21 protein-coding genes are annotated in these 20,850 nt (G+C 71.4%); 2 read left to right on the top strand and 19 right to left on the bottom strand.

Annotated elements, in window-relative coordinates; translation table 11 throughout:
* Window positions 1-105: 105 nt before the first annotated feature.
* The 5 genes from ACF061_RS06735 to ACF061_RS06755 all read right to left on the bottom strand — a co-directional run bounded on the left by ACF061_RS06735 (window position 106) and on the right by ACF061_RS06755 (window position 6,225).
* Window positions 106-816 (bottom strand): transglycosylase SLT domain-containing protein, encoded by a 711-nt coding sequence (locus ACF061_RS06735; RefSeq protein WP_392265724.1) that lies wholly within the window; start codon window positions 814-816, stop codon window positions 106-108.
* Between the two features lie 448 nt (window positions 817-1,264).
* Window positions 1,265-2,590, bottom strand: a complete 1,326-nt coding sequence (locus tag ACF061_RS06740; RefSeq protein WP_392265725.1) for a PhoH family protein — start codon at window positions 2,588-2,590, stop codon at window positions 1,265-1,267.
* Between the two features lie 581 nt (window positions 2,591-3,171).
* Complete coding sequence (locus ACF061_RS06745; RefSeq protein WP_392265726.1) at window positions 3,172-3,945, bottom strand: isoprenyl transferase; 774 nt, start codon at window positions 3,943-3,945, stop codon at window positions 3,172-3,174.
* Window positions 3,946-4,616: 671 nt separating this feature from the next.
* Complete coding sequence (locus ACF061_RS06750; protein WP_392265727.1) at window positions 4,617-5,417, bottom strand: methyltransferase domain-containing protein; 801 nt, start codon at window positions 5,415-5,417, stop codon at window positions 4,617-4,619.
* 58 nt (window positions 5,418-5,475) lie between these two features.
* Window positions 5,476-6,225, bottom strand: coding sequence for a prepilin peptidase (locus ACF061_RS06755; RefSeq protein ID WP_392265728.1), 750 nt, complete (start codon window positions 6,223-6,225; stop codon window positions 5,476-5,478).
* Window positions 6,226-6,347: 122 nt separating this feature from the next.
* On the opposite strand from ACF061_RS06755, the gene ACF061_RS06760 reads away from it, so the two are divergent.
* Complete coding sequence (locus ACF061_RS06760) at window positions 6,348-6,716, top strand: DUF192 domain-containing protein (protein WP_392265729.1); 369 nt, start codon at window positions 6,348-6,350, stop codon at window positions 6,714-6,716.
* A 188-nt stretch (window positions 6,717-6,904) separates the two neighbouring features.
* On the opposite strand, the gene ACF061_RS06765 is transcribed toward ACF061_RS06760, so the two are convergent.
* The 14 genes from ACF061_RS06765 to ACF061_RS06830 all read right to left on the bottom strand — a co-directional run bounded on the left by ACF061_RS06765 (window position 6,905) and on the right by ACF061_RS06830 (window position 18,480).
* Entirely contained in the window at window positions 6,905-7,555 is a 651-nt protein-coding gene (locus tag ACF061_RS06765; RefSeq protein WP_392265730.1) for an OmpA family protein, read from the bottom strand.
* Window positions 7,556-7,565: 10 nt separating this feature from the next.
* Entirely contained in the window at window positions 7,566-8,147 is a 582-nt protein-coding gene (locus ACF061_RS06770) for a hypothetical protein (protein WP_392265731.1), read from the bottom strand.
* A gap of 19 nt (window positions 8,148-8,166) precedes the next feature.
* Complete coding sequence (locus tag ACF061_RS06775) at window positions 8,167-8,781, bottom strand: pilus assembly protein TadG-related protein (RefSeq protein WP_392265732.1); 615 nt, start codon at window positions 8,779-8,781, stop codon at window positions 8,167-8,169.
* Window positions 8,778-9,011, bottom strand: a complete 234-nt coding sequence (locus ACF061_RS06780) for a Flp family type IVb pilin (protein WP_392265733.1) — start codon at window positions 9,009-9,011, stop codon at window positions 8,778-8,780. The genes ACF061_RS06775 and ACF061_RS06780 overlap by 4 nt, the downstream gene beginning before the upstream one ends.
* A 148-nt stretch (window positions 9,012-9,159) precedes the next feature.
* Window positions 9,160-10,089: a response regulator gene (locus ACF061_RS06785; protein ID WP_392265734.1), complete on the bottom strand. Its 930-nt coding sequence runs from the start codon at window positions 10,087-10,089 to the stop codon at window positions 9,160-9,162.
* A gap of 43 nt (window positions 10,090-10,132) precedes the next feature.
* Entirely contained in the window at window positions 10,133-11,326 is a 1,194-nt protein-coding gene (locus ACF061_RS06790) for a sensor histidine kinase (protein WP_392266166.1), read from the bottom strand.
* Between the two features lie 292 nt (window positions 11,327-11,618).
* Window positions 11,619-12,506 carry a DUF5936 domain-containing protein gene (locus tag ACF061_RS06795; protein WP_392265735.1) on the bottom strand — a complete coding sequence of 296 codons (888 nt, stop codon included), beginning with the start codon at window positions 12,504-12,506 and terminating at the stop codon, window positions 11,619-11,621.
* Between the two features lie 36 nt (window positions 12,507-12,542).
* Entirely contained in the window at window positions 12,543-13,484 is a 942-nt protein-coding gene (locus ACF061_RS06800) for a type II secretion system F family protein (protein WP_392265736.1), read from the bottom strand.
* Between the two features lie 19 nt (window positions 13,485-13,503).
* Complete coding sequence (locus tag ACF061_RS06805; RefSeq protein WP_392265737.1) at window positions 13,504-14,841, bottom strand: CpaF family protein; 1,338 nt, start codon at window positions 14,839-14,841, stop codon at window positions 13,504-13,506.
* Between the two features lie 15 nt (window positions 14,842-14,856).
* Window positions 14,857-15,225, bottom strand: coding sequence for a TadE/TadG family type IV pilus assembly protein (locus ACF061_RS06810; protein WP_392265738.1), 369 nt, complete (start codon window positions 15,223-15,225; stop codon window positions 14,857-14,859).
* Between the two features lies 1 nt (window position 15,226).
* The gene (locus ACF061_RS06815; protein WP_392265739.1) at window positions 15,227-15,622 is read right to left on the bottom strand and encodes a TadE/TadG family type IV pilus assembly protein; all 396 of its coding nucleotides are present in this window, start codon (window positions 15,620-15,622) and stop codon (window positions 15,227-15,229) included.
* A complete protein-coding gene (locus ACF061_RS06820) occupies window positions 15,619-16,878 on the bottom strand; it encodes a CpaE family protein (RefSeq protein WP_392265740.1) in 1,260 nt (419 codons plus the stop codon). Before ACF061_RS06820 ends, ACF061_RS06815 begins: the two co-directional genes overlap by 4 nt.
* A gap of 13 nt (window positions 16,879-16,891) precedes the next feature.
* Window positions 16,892-17,599 carry a Flp pilus assembly protein CpaB gene (cpaB, locus tag ACF061_RS06825; RefSeq protein ID WP_392265741.1) on the bottom strand — a complete coding sequence of 236 codons (708 nt, stop codon included), beginning with the start codon at window positions 17,597-17,599 and terminating at the stop codon, window positions 16,892-16,894.
* A 68-nt stretch (window positions 17,600-17,667) separates the two neighbouring features.
* Entirely contained in the window at window positions 17,668-18,480 is an 813-nt protein-coding gene (locus tag ACF061_RS06830) for a hypothetical protein (RefSeq protein ID WP_392266167.1), read from the bottom strand.
* Window positions 18,481-18,933: 453 nt separating this feature from the next.
* On the opposite strand from ACF061_RS06830, the gene ACF061_RS06835 reads away from it, so the two are divergent.
* On the top strand, window positions 18,934-20,685 hold the full coding sequence (locus ACF061_RS06835) for a chitinase (protein WP_392265742.1): 1,752 nt from the start codon (window positions 18,934-18,936) through the stop codon (window positions 20,683-20,685).
* Window positions 20,686-20,850 lie beyond the last annotated feature (165 nt).

Genomic DNA, 20,850 nt, shown 5'->3' on the forward strand with positions numbered 1-20,850 from the left:
GACGGGGAGGGGCTGCGTCGGGTTGAGCGACGGAACAGAACCGGCCGGGCGGCGAGAGCCCGCAGGGGCTTCAGCGGGACTCGGCGACAGGTACCGGGGCCGGGCTCAGTACCAGTGGTTCATCGACCAGAACGACCAGGCGTCGCACGGGCTGCCGTACCGGCTGTTCATGTAGTTGAGCCCCCACTTGATCTGGGTGGCCGGGTTGGTCTGCCAGTCGGCGCCGGCGGAGGAGTACTTGCCGGCCGGGAGCGCCTGGAAGAGACCGTACGCGCCGGAGGAGGCGTTCACCGCGTGGTAGTTCCAGCTGGACTCGTGGTCCACGATGTTGCTGAAGCACTGGAACTGGCCGCTCGGCACCATCTGACGCGCCATCGCCTGGATCTGGCCCACGGTGTAGGAGCTCTGGACCGGGAAGCTGGAGGAGTCGCGGGCCGCGCTGCGGCTGGCCGCCTCCTTGAGTTCCGCCCGTTCCTTGGCCTCCTCGGCCGCCTTGGCGGCCGCCTTCTCGGCATCCGCCTTCTTGGCGATCGCGGTCTCGGCGGCGGCCTTGCGGGCCGCTTCCTCCGCGGCCTTCTTGGCGCCGGCGTCGGCGGCGATGGCCTGCGCGTCGGCCTGCTGCGCGAGGGAGGCGGTCTGCACCTGCGCCTGCTGGCCGGCAGGTATGTCCGAGAGCAGCGTCGCGTCGGCTGCCGGCGCCGCCTCGGCGTCGTTGTTCTGGGCGACACTGCCCGAGGCAACGCCCACGACGCTACCGACAGCGGTGACCGCGGTGGCGGAGGCCACTGCGAATCCCCGGACCGAGATCCGGCTCACACGGGTTCCTTCCAGCATCGTCCGCTTCGGTGACCCTGGCGGACGCGATCGTGCCCCTGGCACTGGCCTCCCAACTGCGGGTCACGGAGGCACGGGCCCGGTGGGCAACTCCCGTGAAGGGAGCGCCGCGTGATGCTCGGGCGGCATACGACGACGCTATGGAGTTGAGGTGGTGCTCAAGGGCGCCGGACCTCCCCGTGGGCTGTGACGCCTCGGGCGGTGCCCCAGGGGGTACGGCTGTGTCGTATGCGGGGCCTGACAGGACTGAGACTCTGCCGTAACCCAACAGGGCACCGCAATTCCGAGTTGCGTGTGAAAGCTCACACCTCGTTTGGCCTAAGGGATTCCATGAAACGCCCGCACACGACGGCGCCGCCCGGCTAGGCTCTCGGCCTTTGCCGGACGGCGCCGACTTCCGTACTCCCGCCCCGAATCGGAGCGGTACGGATCAGATGTGCCCGTCCTCCAGCATTTCGGTCACAAGGGCCGCGATCTGGGATCTCTCGGACCGGGTCAGCGTCACGTGCGCGAAGAGCGGATGACCCTTCAGCTTCTCCACCACGGCGACCACGCCGTCGTAACGGCCGACCCGCAGGTTGTCCCGCTGCGCCACGTCATGGGTCAGCACCACCCGCGAGTTGGCGCCGATCCGGGACAGCACGGTCAGCAGGACGTTCCGCTCCAGGGACTGGGCCTCGTCCACGATGACGAACGCGTCGTGCAGCGACCGGCCCCGGATGTGGGTGAGCGGCAGCACCTCCAGCATCCCGCGCGCCGTGACCTCCTCGATGACCTCGCGGGAGGTGACCGCCGAGAGCGTGTCGAAGACGGCCTGCGCCCACGGGCTCATCTTCTCCGCCTCGGAGCCGGGCAGATAGCCGAGCTCCTGCCCGCCCACCGCGTACAGCGGACGGAAGACCATCACCTTCTGGTGCTGACGGCGCTCCAGGACCGCTTCGAGACCCGCGCACAGCGCCAGCGCCGACTTGCCGGTGCCGGCCCGGCCGCCCATCGACACGATCCCGACGTCCGGGTCGAGCAGCAGGTCCAGGGCGATCCGCTGCTCGGCGCTGCGCCCCTTGATGCCGAACGCCTCCCGGTCGCCGCGCACCAGACGGACGTTCCCCTCGGGCGTGACGCGGCCCAGCGCCCTGCCGCGTTCCGACTGGATCGTCAGGCCGGTGTGCACGGGCAGCGCGGCGGCCTCGGGGACATGGACGTGCCCCTCCTCGAAGAGGATGTCCACCTGTTCGCCCGGCAGGGTGAGTTCCGACATGCCGGTCCAGCCGGAGGAGTCGGTGATGGCGAGTTCTGCCCGGTACTCCTCGGCGAGGAGTCCCACGGACGACGCCTTGATCCTCAGCGGCAGGTCCTTCGAGACGACGGTGACGTCGTACCCCTCGGCCTGAAGGTTGCGGGCGACCGCGAGGATGCGGGAGTCGTTGTCCCCCAGGCGGTAGCCGGTGGGCAGCACGCTGGGGTCCGAGTGGTTGAGCTCGACCCGGACCGTTCCGCCGAGGTCCCCGATCGGGATGGGGGCGTCGAGGCGGCCGTGCCGGACACGGTAGTCGTCCAGCAGGCGCAGCGCCTGCCGGGCGAAGTAGCCGAGTTCGGGATGGTGCCGCTTGGCCTCCAGTTCCGTGACCACGACGATGGGGAGCACGACCTCGTGCTCGTCGAAGCGGGTCAGGGCGTTCGGGTCCGCCAGCAGGACGCTGGTGTCGAGAACGTAGGTGCGCCGGTCTGGCTTGGGGCGCTTTGTACTGGTCACCACGGAAGGACGTACCCCCTCGGATGAGGTCGGGGAGCGACGAGGACGAGCTGGACCGGTCGACGGCCCCGTTGCACGGGCCGGGGACCGACCCTGAAGCGGCTTCGTCCGTGCTGCGACCGCACGGTCGGGCTGGTGCAAAGGGCCTCCCGGGCGGACGGCCCCGAGCCGTCCGCTGAGATCCGACACCCGTGGTTCGGGTGTCGACCTGTCTGGCTTATGCCCTCGAAGATGCGCCGCCATGCAAATGCATGGAACGGCACACGGATGAACTCCTCGTGAAGAGCGCCGCGTCGACGACGGCCGGAACGGGGCGGGCCGGCATGGCGTGGCGTGGGGGCGGCGGACGCGGGACCGGGGCCGGCGTGGGGGCGCGGGACCGGGGTCGGCGTGGGGGCGCGGGACCGGGGTCGGCGTGGGGGCGGCGGGCGCGGGACCGGGGGCGGCGGGCGCGGGAGCGCCGGCCCCGCGGCCGCCGGCCGAGGTGACGGCGGCCGGGTGGCGGCGGACGCGGTGGCCCAGGCGGCGGCGGTGTACGGGGCGCCGGTCGCCGGAGCGACGCCGGTGGCGTGTGGCGGAGTCCGTCAGCCGCCGTAGCGGCGGTGGCGGGCCGCGTAGTCGCGCAGCGCGCGCAGGAAGTCGACTTTGCGGAAGGCCGGCCAGAAGACCTCGCAGAAGTAGTACTCGGAGTGCGCGGTCTGCCAGAGCATGAACCCGGACAGCCGCTGCTCACCGCTGGTGCGGATCACCAGGTCCGGGTCGGGTTGGGCCTTGGTGTAGAGGTGGCGGCCGATCATGTCGACGTCGACGGACTCGGCCAGGTCCTCCATCCGCACGCCCTGGTCGTGGGCCTCGTGGAGCATGGAGCGCACGGCGTCGGCGATCTCCTGCCGGCCGCCGTAGCCGATGGCGACGTTGACCAGTATTCCCCGGACGTCGGTGGTGGCCTCCTCGGCCTCCTTCAGGGCGGACTGCATGCCCGAGGGCAGCAGGTCCTTGGTGCCGACGTGGTGCACGCGCCAGCGGCCGTCGGCGGCCAGGGAGCGGACCACGTCCTCGATGATGCCCAGGAGCGGGCCCAGTTCCTCCTGGGGACGGTCGAAGTTGTCCGTCGACAGCAGCCAGAGGGTGACCACCTCGACGTCCGTCTCCGAGCACCAGCCGAGGAATTCCTCGATCTTGTCCGCGCCGGCCCGGTGACCGTGCACGGTGGTGGAGCCCGAGGCCTTCGCCCAGCGCCGGTTGCCGTCCATGATGACGCCGATGTGCTTGGGCACCTGAGCGTGGTCCAGGTGACCTTCCACCCGGCGTGCGTACAGCCCCACCAGCAGGCCGCGCAGCTTGTCGCGCAGGTTCACGTGTTCGTCAGCCCCTCCGTATGGATCGGACGGGCGCGGCCGGGGTGGTCCCTGTCCGTGCGGCGGCCTCGTCCGTATGGCGGTCCCCGGAGGCGAAGCCTACCCCCGGCCCACCCGGCACCCCCAACGGACGCATCGGTGCATCAGGCGGGCCCCTCGTCGCTCGTGAAAGAAAAACGGGCCGGTCCGTGGGGGGGAGACGGACCGGCCCGAGGGGGGGTTTCCACCATAACCCTTCGTAAGTGATGCTGCGTGCCCCGGCGCGCCACAACTACTCTCCGCAGTCATCCGGCGACGAGCGAAGGGGGGTGGAACCCGTTGTTCCGCACCAGATCATGGCCGGAACTCAGCGGATTCCCAGGAAGAACGGGCGGGATACGGTGAGAACCGTAGGGTTTGGGCCATCCGGGCGGCGCTCGGCGAGTTGTCCCCGCGTCCCCCTCCCGGGCGACCCCGCAGCGAACGCGCGCTTGACGCCGACGACGGCCCGGCCGCATCCGCCCGACGCCGAAAAGCTCTCGTCGGCCGCGGGTGCGGCACCGCGCGGCCCCCTCCACCGCGCGACGCCACTCGCGCACCTTTGCTCACGCGAATTCCGTTGGTCTGAACCTACTTGAGCCAGACGAGTGACGGGAGAGGCAGTCGGTAACAATGTGGAAACCGTGGGGCCCTCAGACCGGCTTCCGGGCCTCGAAGAGGTGGCGGGTGCTGTGCGCCACGAACGGGCCCCGGGTCGCGATCAGCTCGTGCAGCGCCCGCAGCTCGGGCTCGTACGCCTCCACGGTGAAGCCGGGGACCATCCAGATCACCTTGCGCAGGAAGTGCACCACGGCGGCGATGTCGTGGAACTCGATCCGCAGCCGTTCGGCGCACAGGCCGACGATCTCCAGCCCGGCGGCCTCCGCGTCCGCCCGTTCCCGGTCGGGGTGCCGGGCGGTGCGGGACTCCTCGGACTGCGGTCCCAGGAAGTACTCGACGATCTCGTACACGCTGCTCGGCCCGACGTGCTGGGCGAAGTACGTCCCGCCGGGCCGCAGGACGCGCGCGATCTCGCTCCAGCGCGGGCTGACCGGGTGCCGGCTGACGACGAGGTCGAAGGCGCCTTCCGCGAACGGCAGCGGCGCGTCCGCGGGCGCGGCGACGACCACGACGCCGCGCGGCCGGAGCAGCTCGGTGGCCTTGGCCGCATTGGGCGGCCAGGCCTCGGTGGCGGCCAGGAGCGCGGGGACGCGCGCGGCCCGGCCGAGGGCGAAGTCGAGGACCTCCCCGCCGCCGGTGTCCACGTCGAGCACCGCCTCGGCTTCGGCCAGTCGGCCGGCCAGCGAGTCGGCGTACCCCCAGGAGGGCCGCTCCTCGGTGGCCCGCCCCGCGAACCACGAGAAGTCCCACCCCTCGGTGGGCACGGCGGCCCCCTCGGCGACGAGGTCCTCGAAGGAACGGTGCCGGTACCGCTGGTCCCGCTGATCTGCCATGGGGTGATCGTCGCAGGGGACGCTCTCCCGCCGCCTCCCGTTTACGGCCGTCCCCGGCTCACGCCACCGCGGACGCCCCCAGCAGCAGCCCGGTGAAGGCCCCGCCGAGCATGAACGGCCCCAGCGGGATCGCGGACTTGCGCCCCGCCCGGCGCAGCGCGACCAGCCCCAGCCCGTAACAGGCGCCGTAGAGCAGTCCGGCGGCACCGCCCAGGACCACGTCGGGCCAGCCGTACCAGCCCAGCGCCGCCCCCAGCGGCAGCGCCAGCTTGACGTCGCCGAAGCCCATGCCGGACGGGTTGACGAGGAAGAGCACGAAGTAGGCCGCGCCGAGGGCGAGTCCGCCGAGCAGCGCCGACGGCCACGACCCGCCGGCGGCGGGCAGCAGGGCGGCGAGCCCGAGGAGTACCGCGGTCACGGCGGCGAGCGGCAGCGTCAGCACGTCCGGGAGCCGGTGCACGCGCAGGTCGACGAGGGCGAGCAGCACCCCGACCGGCGCGGCGAGCAGCCAGACCGCCACCTCCGGGCGTGGCCCGCCGGCGGCGGCGAGCGCGGCGCAGACGGAAGCGGTGACGGCGGCGGCGACCGGGGTGCTCGGCCCGTACGCCGCGCAGTCCCGGGCCACGGCGGGGCCGCACCGTGCCCGCCCCACCCAGCCGCCGAACGCCCCGGTGATCGGATGTCCGCCGGGGCACTCCGCGCGCCAGGGCTCGTCGGCGTCCACCGAGAACCGGTGCGCGGCGCGGGGCACCAGCAGCCCGGCGCCCGCGCCCCACAGGCCGGCGACGACGATCAGTAGTACGCGCACGCGGGGACCCTAGTCGGCGACGGGCGGCCCCGGCATGGGCCCGTGGACCCATGCCGGGCCCACCTCCGTGCGGATACGGTCGGCCGGGGACCTCTGCGGCGGAACGGGAAGGCGGCCCGGACATGGCAGGACGCTGGCGGGACGGGCGAGGAACGCTCACGGTGCACGGCGAGGACGGAACGCCGGTCACCATCCCCCTCGAACTGGCGACCTCCTACCGCGCCCGCACCAAGGGCCTCATCGGCCGCGGCGGGATCGACGGCGCGCTCCTCCTCTCCCCCGCGAGCAGCATCCACACCTTCCGCATGCGCATCCCCATCGACGTCGCCTACCTCGACCGCGACCTGCGCGTCCTCGGCGTCGTCACGATGCCCCCCGGACGCCTGGGCCTGCCCCGCCTCCGCTCCCGGCACGTGCTGGAGTCGGCCGCGGGCGCGATGGCGGGGTGGGGGGTGCGGGCGGGGGCTCGGGTGGAGGTGGAAGCGGAGTAGCCCCGGTTACTCGGGCATTGGATGATCCGCTTCTGTGCCGACGGCCCGGGTGGAAGGCCTGATCGGGCGGTTTCCGCATGACCCGGACCCGTCCTTCGCTCCTTCCCGGGTCCCTCACGGCCGGGCGTACTCCGCGGACCGCGCGGGCCGGCAGGCGCGGCGTCGAGCGGCGGTGCGGGTCATGGGGGTCAGCTCGCCGTCCGCGGGAACGTCACCTCCACACGGCGGTTCTTCTTCCGGCCGTCCTCCGTGGAGTTGTCCGCGATGGGATAGTCCTCCGCGTAGCCGCGCACGTCGAAGGTGATGCCCGGGTCGTTCAGCTCCTGGGAGAGGACGTCCTGGACGGCGTTGGCGCGCTGCTTGGACAGCACGACGCCGTGTTCGTGGCTGCCGAGGTTGTCGGTGAAGCCGAAGACGCGGACCTGGGCCGCGCGCTGCTTCTTGATCTCCTGCGCGATGGCGTCGATGCGGGACCTCGCCTGATCGCTCAGCTTCGCGCTGTCCTTGGCGAACAGCACCTCGGCCTGGAGGGCGAACGTCACGTCCGTGTTGGTGTCCTCACGGCGTTCCTCACCGCCCTGGTCCTCGACCACCGACTTGATGTCGAGCACCTTGGGAGCGGCGAGCGTGGCTCCTTCGGGCAGCTTGAGGTCCGGGTCGTTCGGGTCCACCTTCACCGGGGCGGCGGCGGATGCCTCGGTGCCCGGAGGTTCGCCGGGACCACCGTCGGCGCGGGCCGCGACGGCCCCGTAGAGGTTCGCGGCGACCATGACGGTGGCCGCGGTGAGGACGAGGGCCAGGCGGGGATGGGGTCGGGTGCGGGTGCGGGTGCGGGTCATGGTGGCCGCCTCACCCGGAGATCTTGATGGTGCCGCTGGAGAAGGTGGGGAGTTGGAGCGTCACGTCGGCGGTGTTCGTCGGCGGTGAGGGGAACTGCATGAAGACGGGGATCGTTTGGCCCGACTCGATGGTCGAAAGATCCGTCGTTGTAAGCGGTCGCCCGTCGGTGTCCCGCAGCACGTAATAGCGCTTCTTTCCCTGAGGATCGACCAGAGTCGCACCACCGAGCGACGTTCCGTGCCTGAGAATCTCAGTCTCGTCCCCTCTCAGCGCAACCGGGACCACAATACTTTTGGCACTGTCGTTCTTGAGGTTTCCATTCACTGTGACGAACCCGCCCGCATCACGGCTGGCGGACGTGACCTGAAGAAGTAGGCCATCCGGACCTCTGAGTTCAGCCAGTGGAGCTGCCGACTTGCCTTCCTGAGCACTCGGGTTGGAACCGTCGACCTGTGAGGTGGACGGTGACGCCTCGGGCTTCTTGCCGTGACCGCCGCCGCCACCGCAACCAGCCACACCGGTGGCCAGACCGACCGCAACGACCAACGCCACCATCCTTCTGCAGGCCTTCGCAGTGAACCGATCACTCATCGCTCTGCTTCCTTCATCTCTAGTCGTTCGCTTGTCGGTCGGCCAGGTGGACGTCGAAGAGATCCTGAGGTTTCGGCAAATCAGCGAGATCCTTCGGGTCAAGGTCCCAGCGCCTGTGCTTGCAGGCAAGACCTGGCAACGCATCGGCTCCGCCCTCAGCGGCCTCGGCATCGAACGTACAGAGCGCTTTGATCACGGCGGTGGCAGGCGCCGTCGAATGGGTGCTCTCGGTGATCGGCACCACCGATTTCCCCATTGCATTGTTCGTTTCAACTCTCACTGTAAAGGTCAGCGGGCCATCGGCCCCGCATTCGAGCACATGCGCGTCATTCTTCTGGGCGAGTTCGTACGCCCTGCTGCACGAAGGACGAAGCCCCAAACTGTTGCCCTCGAAGATGTCCTGCCACTTTGATGGGTCGAGTACGTCCTTCACCCATTCGCCCGCCAGTTGATCCCGCCTGTCCTGGGCTGCCGCCAGTGCCGCAGCGTCCGCTGCCGTCTGAGCACCGCTTCGGTTCACCGTTGCCTGACCGACCGCGAAGTAGGCGAGCGCAAGAAAGAGCAGGCCCCCCACCACCGTGATGTAGATGGGAAAGGCCTGCCCTGCATCGCCGTAGCGTTGCGATCGCTTCAATTGCCGACCTTGGCAATCAGCCCTGTGATCTTTCCAAGGATCGTCGAGCCGATACTCGTCCCCGTGATCGCCAGCACGATCGCCACCACCACCGCGATGATCCCGAGGTACTCCACCGCGGTCTGGCCCTTGTCGCCGGCGCGGCGCCGCATCGCCGCGACCGTGGTGTCCTTCCAGCCGTTCACGCGGACCTTGGTCGCAATCGCGGTCTTCAGCATCAGGTCGCTCATGGTGTTCCCCTCCGGGTCGGGTCTCGGTGCCGCTCGCGCCACCGGGAAGGTATGCCGGAGGGACCCGTCCGCCGGAGGGCCCCAGGGCCCATTCCCGGGCCCAAAGCGTGTCCCGGCCGCGCCTCGTCCGTACCGTCGTCATCACGGGTCACCTCGGTCCCTGCGCGGACCCGGGCGCCGTGCCCAGCCACTTCGCGGCGGCCTCGGCGCGGCTGGTGCTGTGGAGCTTGGCGAAGATGCGGTTGATGTGGTTCTTGACCGTCTTCTCGCTGATGAAGCAGGCGGCGGCGATCTGGTGGTTCGTCATGCCGGAGGCGATGAGGTCCATGATCTCCGCCTCCCTCGCGCTGAGTTGGAACCTCGACCTGTCGACGGTGGCCGGACGGGCTGCCGTCCACCCCGACGAGGACTGTCCCACATCTGATTGCAGTTGCGAAAGGTTTTCTACAGAAATTTGTGGAGAGGCGGCCGTTGAGGAGGGAACCTCGTGTGCAGTTGCATTGCCCAGGCCCTCTGGCAGTGGTCCGCGCGCCCGGTCCTCGGGCCCGGCCTGGCGCAGCTGGGCCAGCAGGGCGCCCGCCGCGGTGTGGGTGAAGTGGGCCCTGCCCTCCTTGATGTCCTGCACCGCCGTCACCAGTTGGTCCGCGGTGAACTCGCCGTGGACCAGGTAGCCGCCCGCCCCTCGGCGCAGGGCCTCCTGGACGATCTCCGACTCCCGGCTGTAGGTGAGCATCACGACCGGGGCGATCTCCACCAGGTACGGCAGCGCGGAGATGCCGTCCACGCCGGGCATCCGCACATCGAGGAGTACGACGTCCGGGCGGTGGCGGTGGGCGGCCTCCCAGGCCTCGCGGCCGTCGGCGGCCTGCGCGACGACCGAGATGTCCGCGCGGCCGGAGAGCAGCGCCGTCAGGCCCGCTCGGACCACGGGGTTGTCGTCCGCCACGACGACGCGCAGCGGGGCGTCGGGGGCGGCCCGCGGGGCGCTGCCGAACGGATTGGGGTGCGCGTCCGGTGTCGGGGGCGGGCTCGGTGTCGGGGGCGGGTCGGGGGTCGCGTCCGGTGTCGGGGTGGGCACTGGCTGCCTCCTTCCTGGTCCTGGTCCTGGTGCGGGTCGGGGGTCAGGCGGGTGGAGTCGTCAGGGCGTCCAGCGGGAGTTCCAGGCGGACCTCCGTGCCCTTCGGGCGGGAGCCCCGGCCGATGCGGATGCGGGCGCCCACCGAGGCCGCGCGCTCGACCATGCCGACGACGCCGAAGTGGCCGGCCCTGCGAAGCTGTTCGAGGGTGGTGCCGGGGGGCAGGCCGGTGCCGTCGTCGTGGACGCTGATGCGGAGCCGGTCGCCGTGGACGCCCGCCCGCACGTCGACGCGGGTCGCGGCCGCGTGGCGGTGGGCGTTCTCCATCGCTTCCGAGGCGATGGTGAGCAGGTGGCGGGCCACGGCGGGCGGGACCGGCGGGGTCCCGTGCTCGCCGGTGGGGCGACAAGCGGCGGGCAGACCGGTGCGGGCGGTGAAGTCACGCGTGCGGGCGCACAGTTCGGCCAGCACGTCGATGCCGTGGGACGGGTCGGTGTCGCGGCGCAGGTCGGTGAGGAGTTCGCGGGCCTCGGCGGCGGCTCGGCGGGCCGAGCGGGCCACCAGTTCGGCCTGCTGTTCCACCAGTGGCGGGGTCATGCGGCCGGTGGCCGAGGAGGCCGCCAGGCCGTCGGCGGCGAGCGCCACCCCGTGCAGCGTCTTCGCCACCGAGTCGTGCATCTCCCGGGCCAGGCGGGCCCGCTCGGCGGCCACCGCCTCCGTGACGGCCAGCCGGGCCTGGACCGCGGTCAGGGCCCGGGTGGCCTCGCCGAAGCGGAGGAGCAGGTTGCGCAGGGTGACGCCGGCCGCGCCCGCGATCACGCACAGGCCCGGGAACAGGGCGGACTGGGCCAGGTTCGCGGACAGTTCCCTGGTGCCGGCGTAGACGGCGAGCAGGATCAGCGACTGGAGCGAGGCGAAGACGCCCGCTCCGCGCCAGCCGTAGACGAGGCCGGCGAGCAGGGGCGTGCAAACGCTGACGTAGGCGAGGGTGCTGTCGGTGCCCGCCGCGATGAGGAGGAGCGCGCCGAAGAGGGTGTCCAGCGCCAGGAGCGTGGGATGGCGCAGCAGGAGGGGGCCGAAGCGTTCCCAGTCCCGGAAGAGGACGTAGGAGCCCATGACGGTGACGACCACCGCGATGCCGACGAGGCGGGTGGCGAGGCCGGGGGCGGCGTTGACGAGGGCGGAGGGCGCGGAGAGGGCGATCATCGCGAGACGGAAGGCGAAGACCTGGCGGCACATCGCTTGCAACGCGCTGATCTGCAGTTTCTCCGCCGCGAGACCCTGCGGTGCGGCGGGGTCGGACCCGGCCTGGCCGTCGGCCGGGTGCGTGTTCCCGTCCGCGGCGGCGGTGCGGGTCCCGTCGCCGGGTGCGGACGGCCGGGGTGCGGCCGGCTCGCCGTCGGCGGTCGTCCGGCCGGCCGGCTGCCGGGGCATCCCCGGCAGCGGCCCGTCGGGCGGTGCGGTGCGCCGGCGTCGCAGGACCGCGTGGGGATGTTCCTCCGTGGTCGGCATGGTCGTACCCACCTGCCTTCTACTTCCCCGTGACGGAGCCGAAGTCGACGCCGGAGCCAAGGATCAGGCCGGCGCCGAGCAGGAGCATGGTGGCCGGGACCATGAAGGTGGTGATCATCATGGTGGCCTTGGGGACCGCGCGGGCGGCCTTGCGGCGGGCGTTCTGCGCGTCGGTGCGGCGCATGTCCTTGGCCAGGGAGACGAGGGTGTCGACGATCGGCGCGCCCAGTTCCTCGCCCTGCTGGAGCGCGGTGACGAACATCGCGACCTGTTCGGAGTCGTTCCTCCGGCGCAGCTCGGCGAAGGCCTGGCGGCGGCTCATGCCGAGGTCCATCTGGCGCAGGGTGATGCGCAGTTCGTCCGCCCAGGGGCCCTCGTACTTCGATGCCACCCGGTCCAGCGCCTGGCGGAAACCGAGGCCCGCGCTCACCACGACGGCGAGCACGTCCAGGAAGTCCGGCAGGGTCCGCTCGATCACGTCCTTGCGGACGCGGATGGCCGACCAGATGCCGACCTCGGTCCAGAACGCGCCGAAGGCGAACAGGATCAGCGCCACGAAGTACTGGCCGCGCAGGACGAACACCAGGCCGCCCACACCGCCCAGGAAGCCGTAGACCGCCCGCCTGGCCGCGTAGCGGTCGATGGTCAGACCGCCCGGGTTGCCGGCCAGGTCGATCTTCCGGCGGTACCGGGCGACCAGCTTCGGGCCCATCAGGCGCAGCACGGCGGGGGCGTAGCGCATCCCGAGCCGGTCGATGACCGAGTCCACCGCGCCGGTGCGGGTGGAGCCGACCTCCAGGGCGAGGGCGAGGTCCCCGGGGAGTTTGGCGTCGGCCCGGTACATCCGGATGCCGGCGAAGGCGCCCCAGACGCTGAGGCCCATCACGAGTGCGAGCAGCAGTGCCATGGTCCGCTCCCACCTCCTTTCGTCAGCCGTGCCGGCTCAGACGTCGATCCGGGACAGGCGGCGGATGAGGACGAAGCCGACGGCGTACAGCGCGAAGGCGATGACGACGGCGGCCTGGCCGAACGGTGAGCCCGTCATGCGGTCGAGCGCGCCCGCCTTGACGCCGTTCATCAGGAACAGCGCGCCGACTCCGAGCACGGGGACGGCGTACGAGGTCATGTTGACCTGGGAGAGCTGGGTGCGGACCTCGCGGCGGGTCTCCTTGCGTTCCTCCAGGGTCTCGGTGAGGTTGCGCAGGGCGCTGACCACCTGGCCGCCCGCGCGGTTGGACAGGACCAGGGTGGTGACCAGGACGACCAGTTCGCGGGAGGGCAGGCGGTCGGCGAGCTCGCCGAGCGCGTCGTCCATCGAGGCGCCGAGGGCCAGTTGGTGGGCGACCTTGCCCAGTTCCTCACCTGCCGGGGCCTCCAGTTCCTCGGCCGCCATGCCGATGGCGGTGCGCAGCGCCAGGCCGGCCTGGGTGGCGTTGGCGAGGATGCGGGCGAGCTCGGGCAGCTGGTTGATGAACTTCTCGATGCGTTTCTGCCGCTGCCAGCTGAGGAACTGCATGGCCGCCCAGATGCCGAGGAGACCGGCGAGCGGGCCGAAGAAGGGGGCCAGGGCGGCCTGGCCGATCAGCCAGAGGGCGGCCACCGCGGCCAGCATGTAGACGAAGAACTCGCCGGGGGTGACGTCCAGGCCGGTCGCCGCCAGCCGCAGTTCGAGCCTGCGGCCCAGTGCGGTGCGGCGCAGCCGGCGGTCGAGGTCCCCGAAGCGGCGTCGGCGGCCGGCCGTGACCTGGCCGGTCTGCGCGAGCCGGTCGACGAGTGCCGCCCGCTGGGCCCGGCCCATGGCGTAGGCGTGCAGGCCCACGACGGCCAGCACACAGGTCAGCAGTGTGACGCCGGTGGTGAGGGTGACGAGGGTGCTCAGTTCCATGGGGACGGTTCCTACCTGCCTACCTGGCTTCTCGGGTGGCCAGTTGGTCTGCGGACTGGGCGACGCCGAAGGCCTGCGGGATCGGCTGGCCCGCCATGTAGAGGCGGTCGGCGGTGCGGCGGGGCAGCGGGTGGTGCTCGACGGCGCCGTGGATCCGGCCGTCGGCCGTCATGGGCCGCGCGGCGAAGCGGGCCACGGTCGCCAGCCGGTACGGCTCGCTGCCGTGGCTGTCGAGCAGGGCGATCTCGGTGACCCGGCGGGCTCCGTCGGCGAACCGGGTGAGCTGGACGAGGACGTCGACGGCGCTGTTGATCTGGTCGTGCAGGGCCGGGAAGGGGATCTCCACGTCGGACATGGAGGCCAGGGTCTGCAGGCGCATCAACGCGTCCTCGGCGCTGTTGGCGTGCACGGTGGCGAGCGAGCCGTCGTGGCCGGTGGACATCGCCTGGAGCATGTCCAGCGACTCGCCGCCACGGACCTCGCCGACGACGATGCGGTCGGGGCGCATCCGCAGGGAGTTGCGGACGAGGTCGCGGATGCTGATCCGGCCGCGGCCCTCTACGTTGGGCGGGCGGGCCTCCAGGCGGATCACATGGGCCTGCTGGAGCTGGAGTTCGGCGGAGTCCTCGATGGTGATGATCCGCTCGCCGTCGGGGATCAGCCCGGACAGGGCGTTGAGCAGGGTCGTCTTCCCGGTGCCGGTGGCGCCCGAGACGATGATGTTGAACTTCGCCTGCACCAGGCCGGCCAGCAGGTACAGCATGTGCTCGTCGAGCGAGCCGAAGCCGATCAGCTCCTGGAGGGTGAAGGAGCGCGGGAAGCGGCGGATGGTGAGGATGGGACCGGTGAGCGAGAGCGGCGGGATGATGACGTTGACGCGTTCGCCGGACGGCAGGCGGGCGTCGACCATGGGGTTGGACTCGTCCACGCGGCGGTTGACCGTCGAGACGATGCGCTCGATGGTCTGCATCAGCTGGTCGTCGGAGGCGAAGCGGATCGGGAGCTGTTCGACCCGGCCGCCGCGCTCGACGAAGACCGCGTCGGGGCCGTTGACCATGATCTCGGTGATGGAGGCGTCCTCGAGGAGTGGTTCGAGGATGCCGAGGCCGAGCGCCTCGTCGACCACCCGGCGGATCAGCTGTGAGCGCTCCACGGTCGACAGGACCGGGCCCTCGCGGCTGATGATGTGTCCGAGGACCCGCTCCAGCCGCGCCCGGCGGTCGGCGGCGGCGAGCGAGCCCATCTCCGCGAGGTCGATCTCCTCCAGCAGCTTCGCCCGGTAGGAGGCGACGAGATGGCCGTCCTCGCCCCGGCTGCCCTGCTCCTCGTGGGAGTTGATGCGTGCGCGGAGACTCATGGCTTCATTCCCCGGTCAGTGGTCGAGTGGCATGGTGGCGGTTTTGCGGACGTCTCCCACGGGGTCCCACATGGGGATGACGGAGGGGATGCGGATGGTGGCGGTGACGGTGACCGTGTCGCCGCCCCGGGCCTCGCCGCAGCTCGTGCGGCCGCTCAGCGAGGCGGACACCGCCTCCTGGCAGCCCTGCTGGGCGCTCATGCCGAGCGAGGCCGCCCGCGCCCCCGCCCGCGCCGCCGTGCCGGCCTGCTGAGCGGCGTAGGCGACGAGCCCGATCTGGATGCCCGCCATGGCGACCAGCATCAGGATCGGGATGAACCCCAGGTACTCGATGGCGACCTGGCCGCAATCGCGTCTGCGCCGCGTGGCGCGGTGGCGGGGCATCTCAGTCCTTCACCTCCTCCACGGCCCCGGCGCTGGCCCCGACCGGGACCGGGAAGCCGATCAGGCCGGGGAGCAGCACGGGAACCTTCAGCCGGACGTCGGCCGTTATGTAGCCGGACCCCTTTCCGCCGCAGGTGATCGCGGCGTCGTCCTGCCAGGCGCTCGGCAGGTCCTTCAGTCCCGCCTGTCGGCACGCCCCCTGGAAATCCCCCGTCGCCGCCGTTCCCGCCCGCACCGCCTCGTCCGCAGCATTCCCCGCGAGGGTGTACGTGTATCCCAGCAGCACGCACTGCCACAGCAGCACCAGTGTGACGAGGATGGTGGGCGCCATGCCCAGGAACTCGATGGCGACCTGCCCGCCGTCGGAGCGCAGGCGCTCGCGCGTGCGCCCCCTCATCCCCCCGTCTCCCTGCGTCGCCGGAAGCTCACCGAGCCCCGGTCGCCGCCCCGGGACCGGCCGCCGCTCCTGCGGTCGCCCTCGGGCCTCTTGACGAGGCCGAGTTCGGCGGCCAGGCCCCACAGGGCCTGTTTGACGGTGCTCCTGTTGTCCAGTTCGTGGAGGCGGCCGGCGTCGACCGCGCCCTGGAGTTCCTTGAAGTGGGCGGGGATCGCGGTGCTCGCGACGGCGGTGCCGGTGATCTTCTGGATGAGCGGCGGCTGGATCTCCGTGCCGCGGGTGTGGCGGTTGACGACGATCGTCGTCTCCTCGGCCTTGCGGATCTGCAGCCGGTCCCACATCCGCACCGTCCGCTTGGCGGCGCGCACCGAGACGACGTCCGGGGTGGTGAGCAGGAGGGCGGTCTCGGCCATCTCCACGGCGGCGGCGCCGGCGCCGCTCAGCTGGGCGCCGCAGTCCAGGACGACCACCTCGTAGCGGGAGCGCAGGGCGCTGACGAGCTGGCGGGCGGCCCGGTCGGTGACCTCCTCGCCGCGTTCGCCCTCGCCGGGGGCGAGCAGCAGCGCGAGGCCGGTGTCGTGGCGGAAGACGGCGTCGGCCAGGACGCGCGGGGAGATGTCGGTGATGCCGGCGAGGTCGACGACGGAGCGGCGGAACTGGACGTCCAGGTAGGAGGCGATGTCACCGCTCTGGAGGTCCATGTCGACCAGGGCGGTGCCGTGTCCGGAGGCCTGTGCGGCCAGGGCCAGCTGGATGGCGGTGAGGGTGGCGCCCACACCGCCCTTGGCCCCGCTGACCGTGATCACTCGTCCGCCGACCCCGGTGAACACATCACCGCCGTGGCCCAGGTGACGCCGTACGCCCACCGACCACTGGGCCACCGCCTGAACGCGGCCGGCCAGTTCCTCGTAGCCCAGGGGGAGGGACACCAGGCCGCGGGCGCCGGAGTCCATGGCGGCGGCGAACAGGCCGGGGCTCGCGTCGGAGGTGATGAGGATGACGCCGACCGCCGGGAAGCGCAGGGCCACCTCGCGGATCAGTTCCAGGGCCGGGACCGGGCCGATCCGCTCGTGCACGACGACGACCTCGGGCAGCTCGTCGACGGACTCGGCGGCCAGGCGGGCGAGGGTGTCGATGAGCTGGGTGGAGTCGGCGGCGGCGGTCACCGGCTCCGCGTCGGGCAGCTGGCTGAGCAGGGTCGTGAGGGACCGGACCGCGTCCGCGTCGCCGACTGCCGGGAGGATCCTGGTGGGCATGGCTGCGGGCCTCTCACTTGTCTTTCGCGAGTTCGTAGGTCCGGTCCTTGGCCGGGACGCCGGTGCCGCCGCCGGGCGCGACCAGCGCGAGCCGGACCCGCTGGGCGAAGGACTCCGCGTAGGTGATGCGCTGGGCGTCCGGGGTGGAGAGCGCGAAGGTGATGGGGACGACCTCGCTGGGCTGCTGGCTCCGGTTGTCGGCGCCGGGGTCCAGGGCGGTGATGCGGCCCACGTCGAGGACCTTCGCGCCGGTCACGATGATCTTGGACTGGGCAGGGTCGCCCTGCCGCTGCCCGGCGAAAGTGGCGTACACGTTGACCGAGGAGCCCGGGGTGATCTTGCCCGCCACGCCGGTCGCCGCGTCGATCATGATGGCGACCTCCTGCTGCCCCGGCTGCAGGACGGGCTGGTCGACGATCATGTCGCTCTGCAGCAGGGAGCCCTGGCGCAGGGTGGTGACCGCGATCTTGCCGCGGATCCGGGCGAGGTCGGTGACGGCGTTCGGCGACAGCCACCGCTTGGGCATCGAGATCTTCTCGAACTGGCTCGTGGTCAGCGTCGTGTACGGCTTCACGTCGGTCCTGAGCTGGTACGCGGTGACCTCGGGGCCGACCTTGGACTTGACGTCGCTGATGACGGTGAGCACGCCCGCGAACGCGCCGAGGGCGCAGAGGACGGACAGGAGCAGGAGTATCACGCCGCGGCGCTGACGGGAGTTCATGAACCGTGCAACCTCGTTGGATAGCGGTCGGGCGGAGCGGATGGCGGGGGCGGAGCGGGCCCGCCCGGTCAACCGGTGGGGGCGGGGCTCTCGTGGACCGGCGGCGCGGTGGCGGAACAGAAGACGCAGCGGTCTCCGATGACGTCGATGCCGCACCAGTGGCACAGGCCCTGGCGCACGGAGGTGACCAGTTGGTAGAGGACCGACAGATCGGGCAGGTAGGTGCAGAATTCGACGAGTCTGCCCGTCCCCCACCAGGCGGCGGACTCGGCGGGCGGGGCGGCCTCGCGCATCCCGAGCACGTTCCAGGCGGGGGCGAGGGCGGTCTGGACCCAGTCGGACTGGAGCTGGCCCTTGGCGACGAGCATCCAGGTGCCGAAGTCCGGTCCGGCGAGGGCGGCTTCGGGGCCGATCCGCACGAGTTGCGGTTCGGGGTGGGCGATCACGCCGAACTGGCTGCCGGGCATCCAGGACTTGGCGTGCGTCTTGAGGTTGACGGGGACGCGGTCGAGGCGGGTGACGGAGTTGAGCACGGCGCCGGCGTGGACGTAGTGGGTGAGCAGCCGGCCCGCCGAGGCGAGCACGCCGGGGCTGAGGTCGCAGGAGGCGAGCTGACGTAACTGGCGGGCCAGGACGGCGACCGCGAGCGGCGGCAGGTCCGGGCGGAACAGTGCGATACGGTCGCTCTCCAGCAGGGAGCGCACGGTGTGGAGCCGGTGGGCGGCGGCGCCGGGGACGGCCTGCGAGCACACGACGATCATGTGCCCGTGCTGGTCGAGCAGGGTCCGCACCGTGTCGAGCGTCTGCTCGAGCGGCTGCCGGTCGAGGTCCTCCAGCACCACGGCGGGCACGGTCCGCTCGTCCTGCGCGGGCAGCGCCATGTCGCTACTGGTCACAGCGATCGCAGTTGGCACGCGAGCTCCCCGTTCGACGCCCGACGGTCCGCCGTCGTTGCCTTCGGCGCACCGAGTTGACTTCACTGCGTGACTACGTGAGCACTGTATCCGCGCCCCTGGGGCCGGAGAACAGCGAATGTGCGGCCGGTGGCAACTGTGACGGCACAAGTCATGTCAAAGCCGGTCAGGTCGAGCATCCGATTCGGGCCCGAAGGCGTGGACGGCCCGCCATCCCGTTGACGCCGGCCCGCCTCCGCCCGTGCCGGCCGCACCCGCCGTCACGACTCCGAACACCGCCTCGGGGCAGGGCGATTCGGTCTGCACCCCTTGACAAGACAATTGGTCTGGACCAACTTGTACGACCAACGGTGGCCACCGTGCAGCACCCCTGCTCCTGCATCTCCCTCCCCGATTCCCACCTCTCCCCCGGAGGCCCCAGTGGACCGCGTACCCGGCACGTCAGGAACCAGAGGCAGAGCCAGACGGCTTCGGCCGCTGAGCGTCTGGTCCGGCGCCGTCACCGCAGCCCTCGCCCTCTCCTGCGCGGGCACCGGTCAGGCGTCGGCCGCCGACATCAACAACGCCAAGAACGCCGGCTTCGAGTCGGGCCTGAGCAACTGGACGTGTTCGGCCGGCAGCGGCGCGACCGTCTCCTCGCCGGTGCACGGCGGCACCGCCGCGCTGAAGGCGACGCCGGCCGCGCAGGACAACGCCCAGTGCACCCAGACGGTGGCGGTCAAGCCCAACTCGACGTACACGCTGAGCGCCTGGGTGCAGGGCGGGTACGCCTACCTGGGCGCGACCGGCACCGGCACGACCGACGTGTCGACCTGGACGCCGGACAGCTCCACGTGGAAGCAGCTGCAGACCACCTTCTCCACCGGCTCCTCGACGACCTCGGTGACGGTGTACCTGCACGGCTGGTACGGCCAGGCGGCGTACTACGCGGACGACGTCTCGGTCTCCGGCCCGGACGGAGGCGGCGGCGGTGACGGCGGCGGCGGCAACCCGGCCCCGACGATCCCGGCCGCCCCGGCCGGCCTGGCGGTCACGGGCACGTCGTCGTCCTCGGCGTCGCTCTCCTGGAACACGGTGTCCAACGCCACCGGCTACAACGTCTACCGCGACGGCGCCAAGGTGGCCTCGGCGACGGGCACGTCGGCGACGGTGACCGGCCTGACGGCCTCGACGTCCTACTCCTTCCAGGTCACGGCGACGAACGCGGCGGGCGAGTCGGCCAAGTCGGCGGCGGTGACGGCCACGACCTCGTCCACCGGCGGCGGCGGGGGCGGTGGGGGCGGCAGCCTCGCGAAGCACGCGGTGACGGGCTACTGGCAGAACTTCAACAACGGCGCCACGGTCCAGAAGATCTCCGACGTGTCGTCGCAGTACGACATCATCGCGGTGGCCTTCGCCGACGCGACGACCACGCCCGGCGCGGTGACCTTCAACCTCGACTCGGCCGGCCTCGGCGGTTACACCGTCGACCAGTTCAAGGCCGACATCAAGGCCAAGCAGGCGGCCGGCAAGAAGGTCATCGTCTCGGTGGGCGGCGAGAAGGGCACGGTGTCGGTCAGCGACTCGACGTCGGCGACGAACTTCGCCAACTCGGTCTACTCCCTGATGCAGACGTACGGCTTCGACGGCGTCGACATCGACCTGGAGAACGGCCTCAACCCGACGTACATGACGCAGGCGCTGCGCGCGCTGTCGGCGAAGGCGGGCTCGTCCCTGATCATCACGATGGCCCCGCAGACGATCGACATGCAGTCGACCTCGGCCGGTTACTTCAAGACCGCGCTGAACGTCAAGGACATCCTGACGGTCGTCAACACCCAGTACTACAACAGCGGCGCCATGCTGGGCTGCGACGGCAAGGTCTACAGCCAGGGCACGGTCGACTTCCTCACCGCCCTCGCCTGCATCCAGCTGGAAGGCGGCCTCGCGCCCTCCCAGGTCGGCCTGGGCCTGCCCGCCTCCCCCAGCGGCGCCGGCGGCGGCTACGTCTCCCCCACGGTGGTCAACAACGCCCTGGACTGCCTGACCAAGCTGACCAACTGCGGCACCTTCAAGCCGTCCAAGACCTACCCCGACCTGCGCGGCGCGATGACCTGGTCCACCAACTGGGACGCCGCGGCGGGCAACGCCTGGTCCAACTCGGTGGGCGCGCACGTGCACGCGCTGCCGTAACCCCACACCGCTCATCACGACCTGACGCCCGGACCCGCGAGGGTCCGGGCGTCAGTCTTCGCCCAGGCCGGGGACGTCCTCGCCAAGCGTCTGGGGCGGTCCCCTCCTCCGAAGGGCTCGGGCACCGCCTGCCGTCCCGGGAGAACTCCACCCATCCGGTGACCG

The sequence above is a fragment of the Streptomyces sp. NPDC015220 genome, assembly GCF_043079345.1.
Taxonomy (GTDB): Bacteria; Actinomycetota; Actinomycetes; order Streptomycetales; family Streptomycetaceae; genus Streptomyces.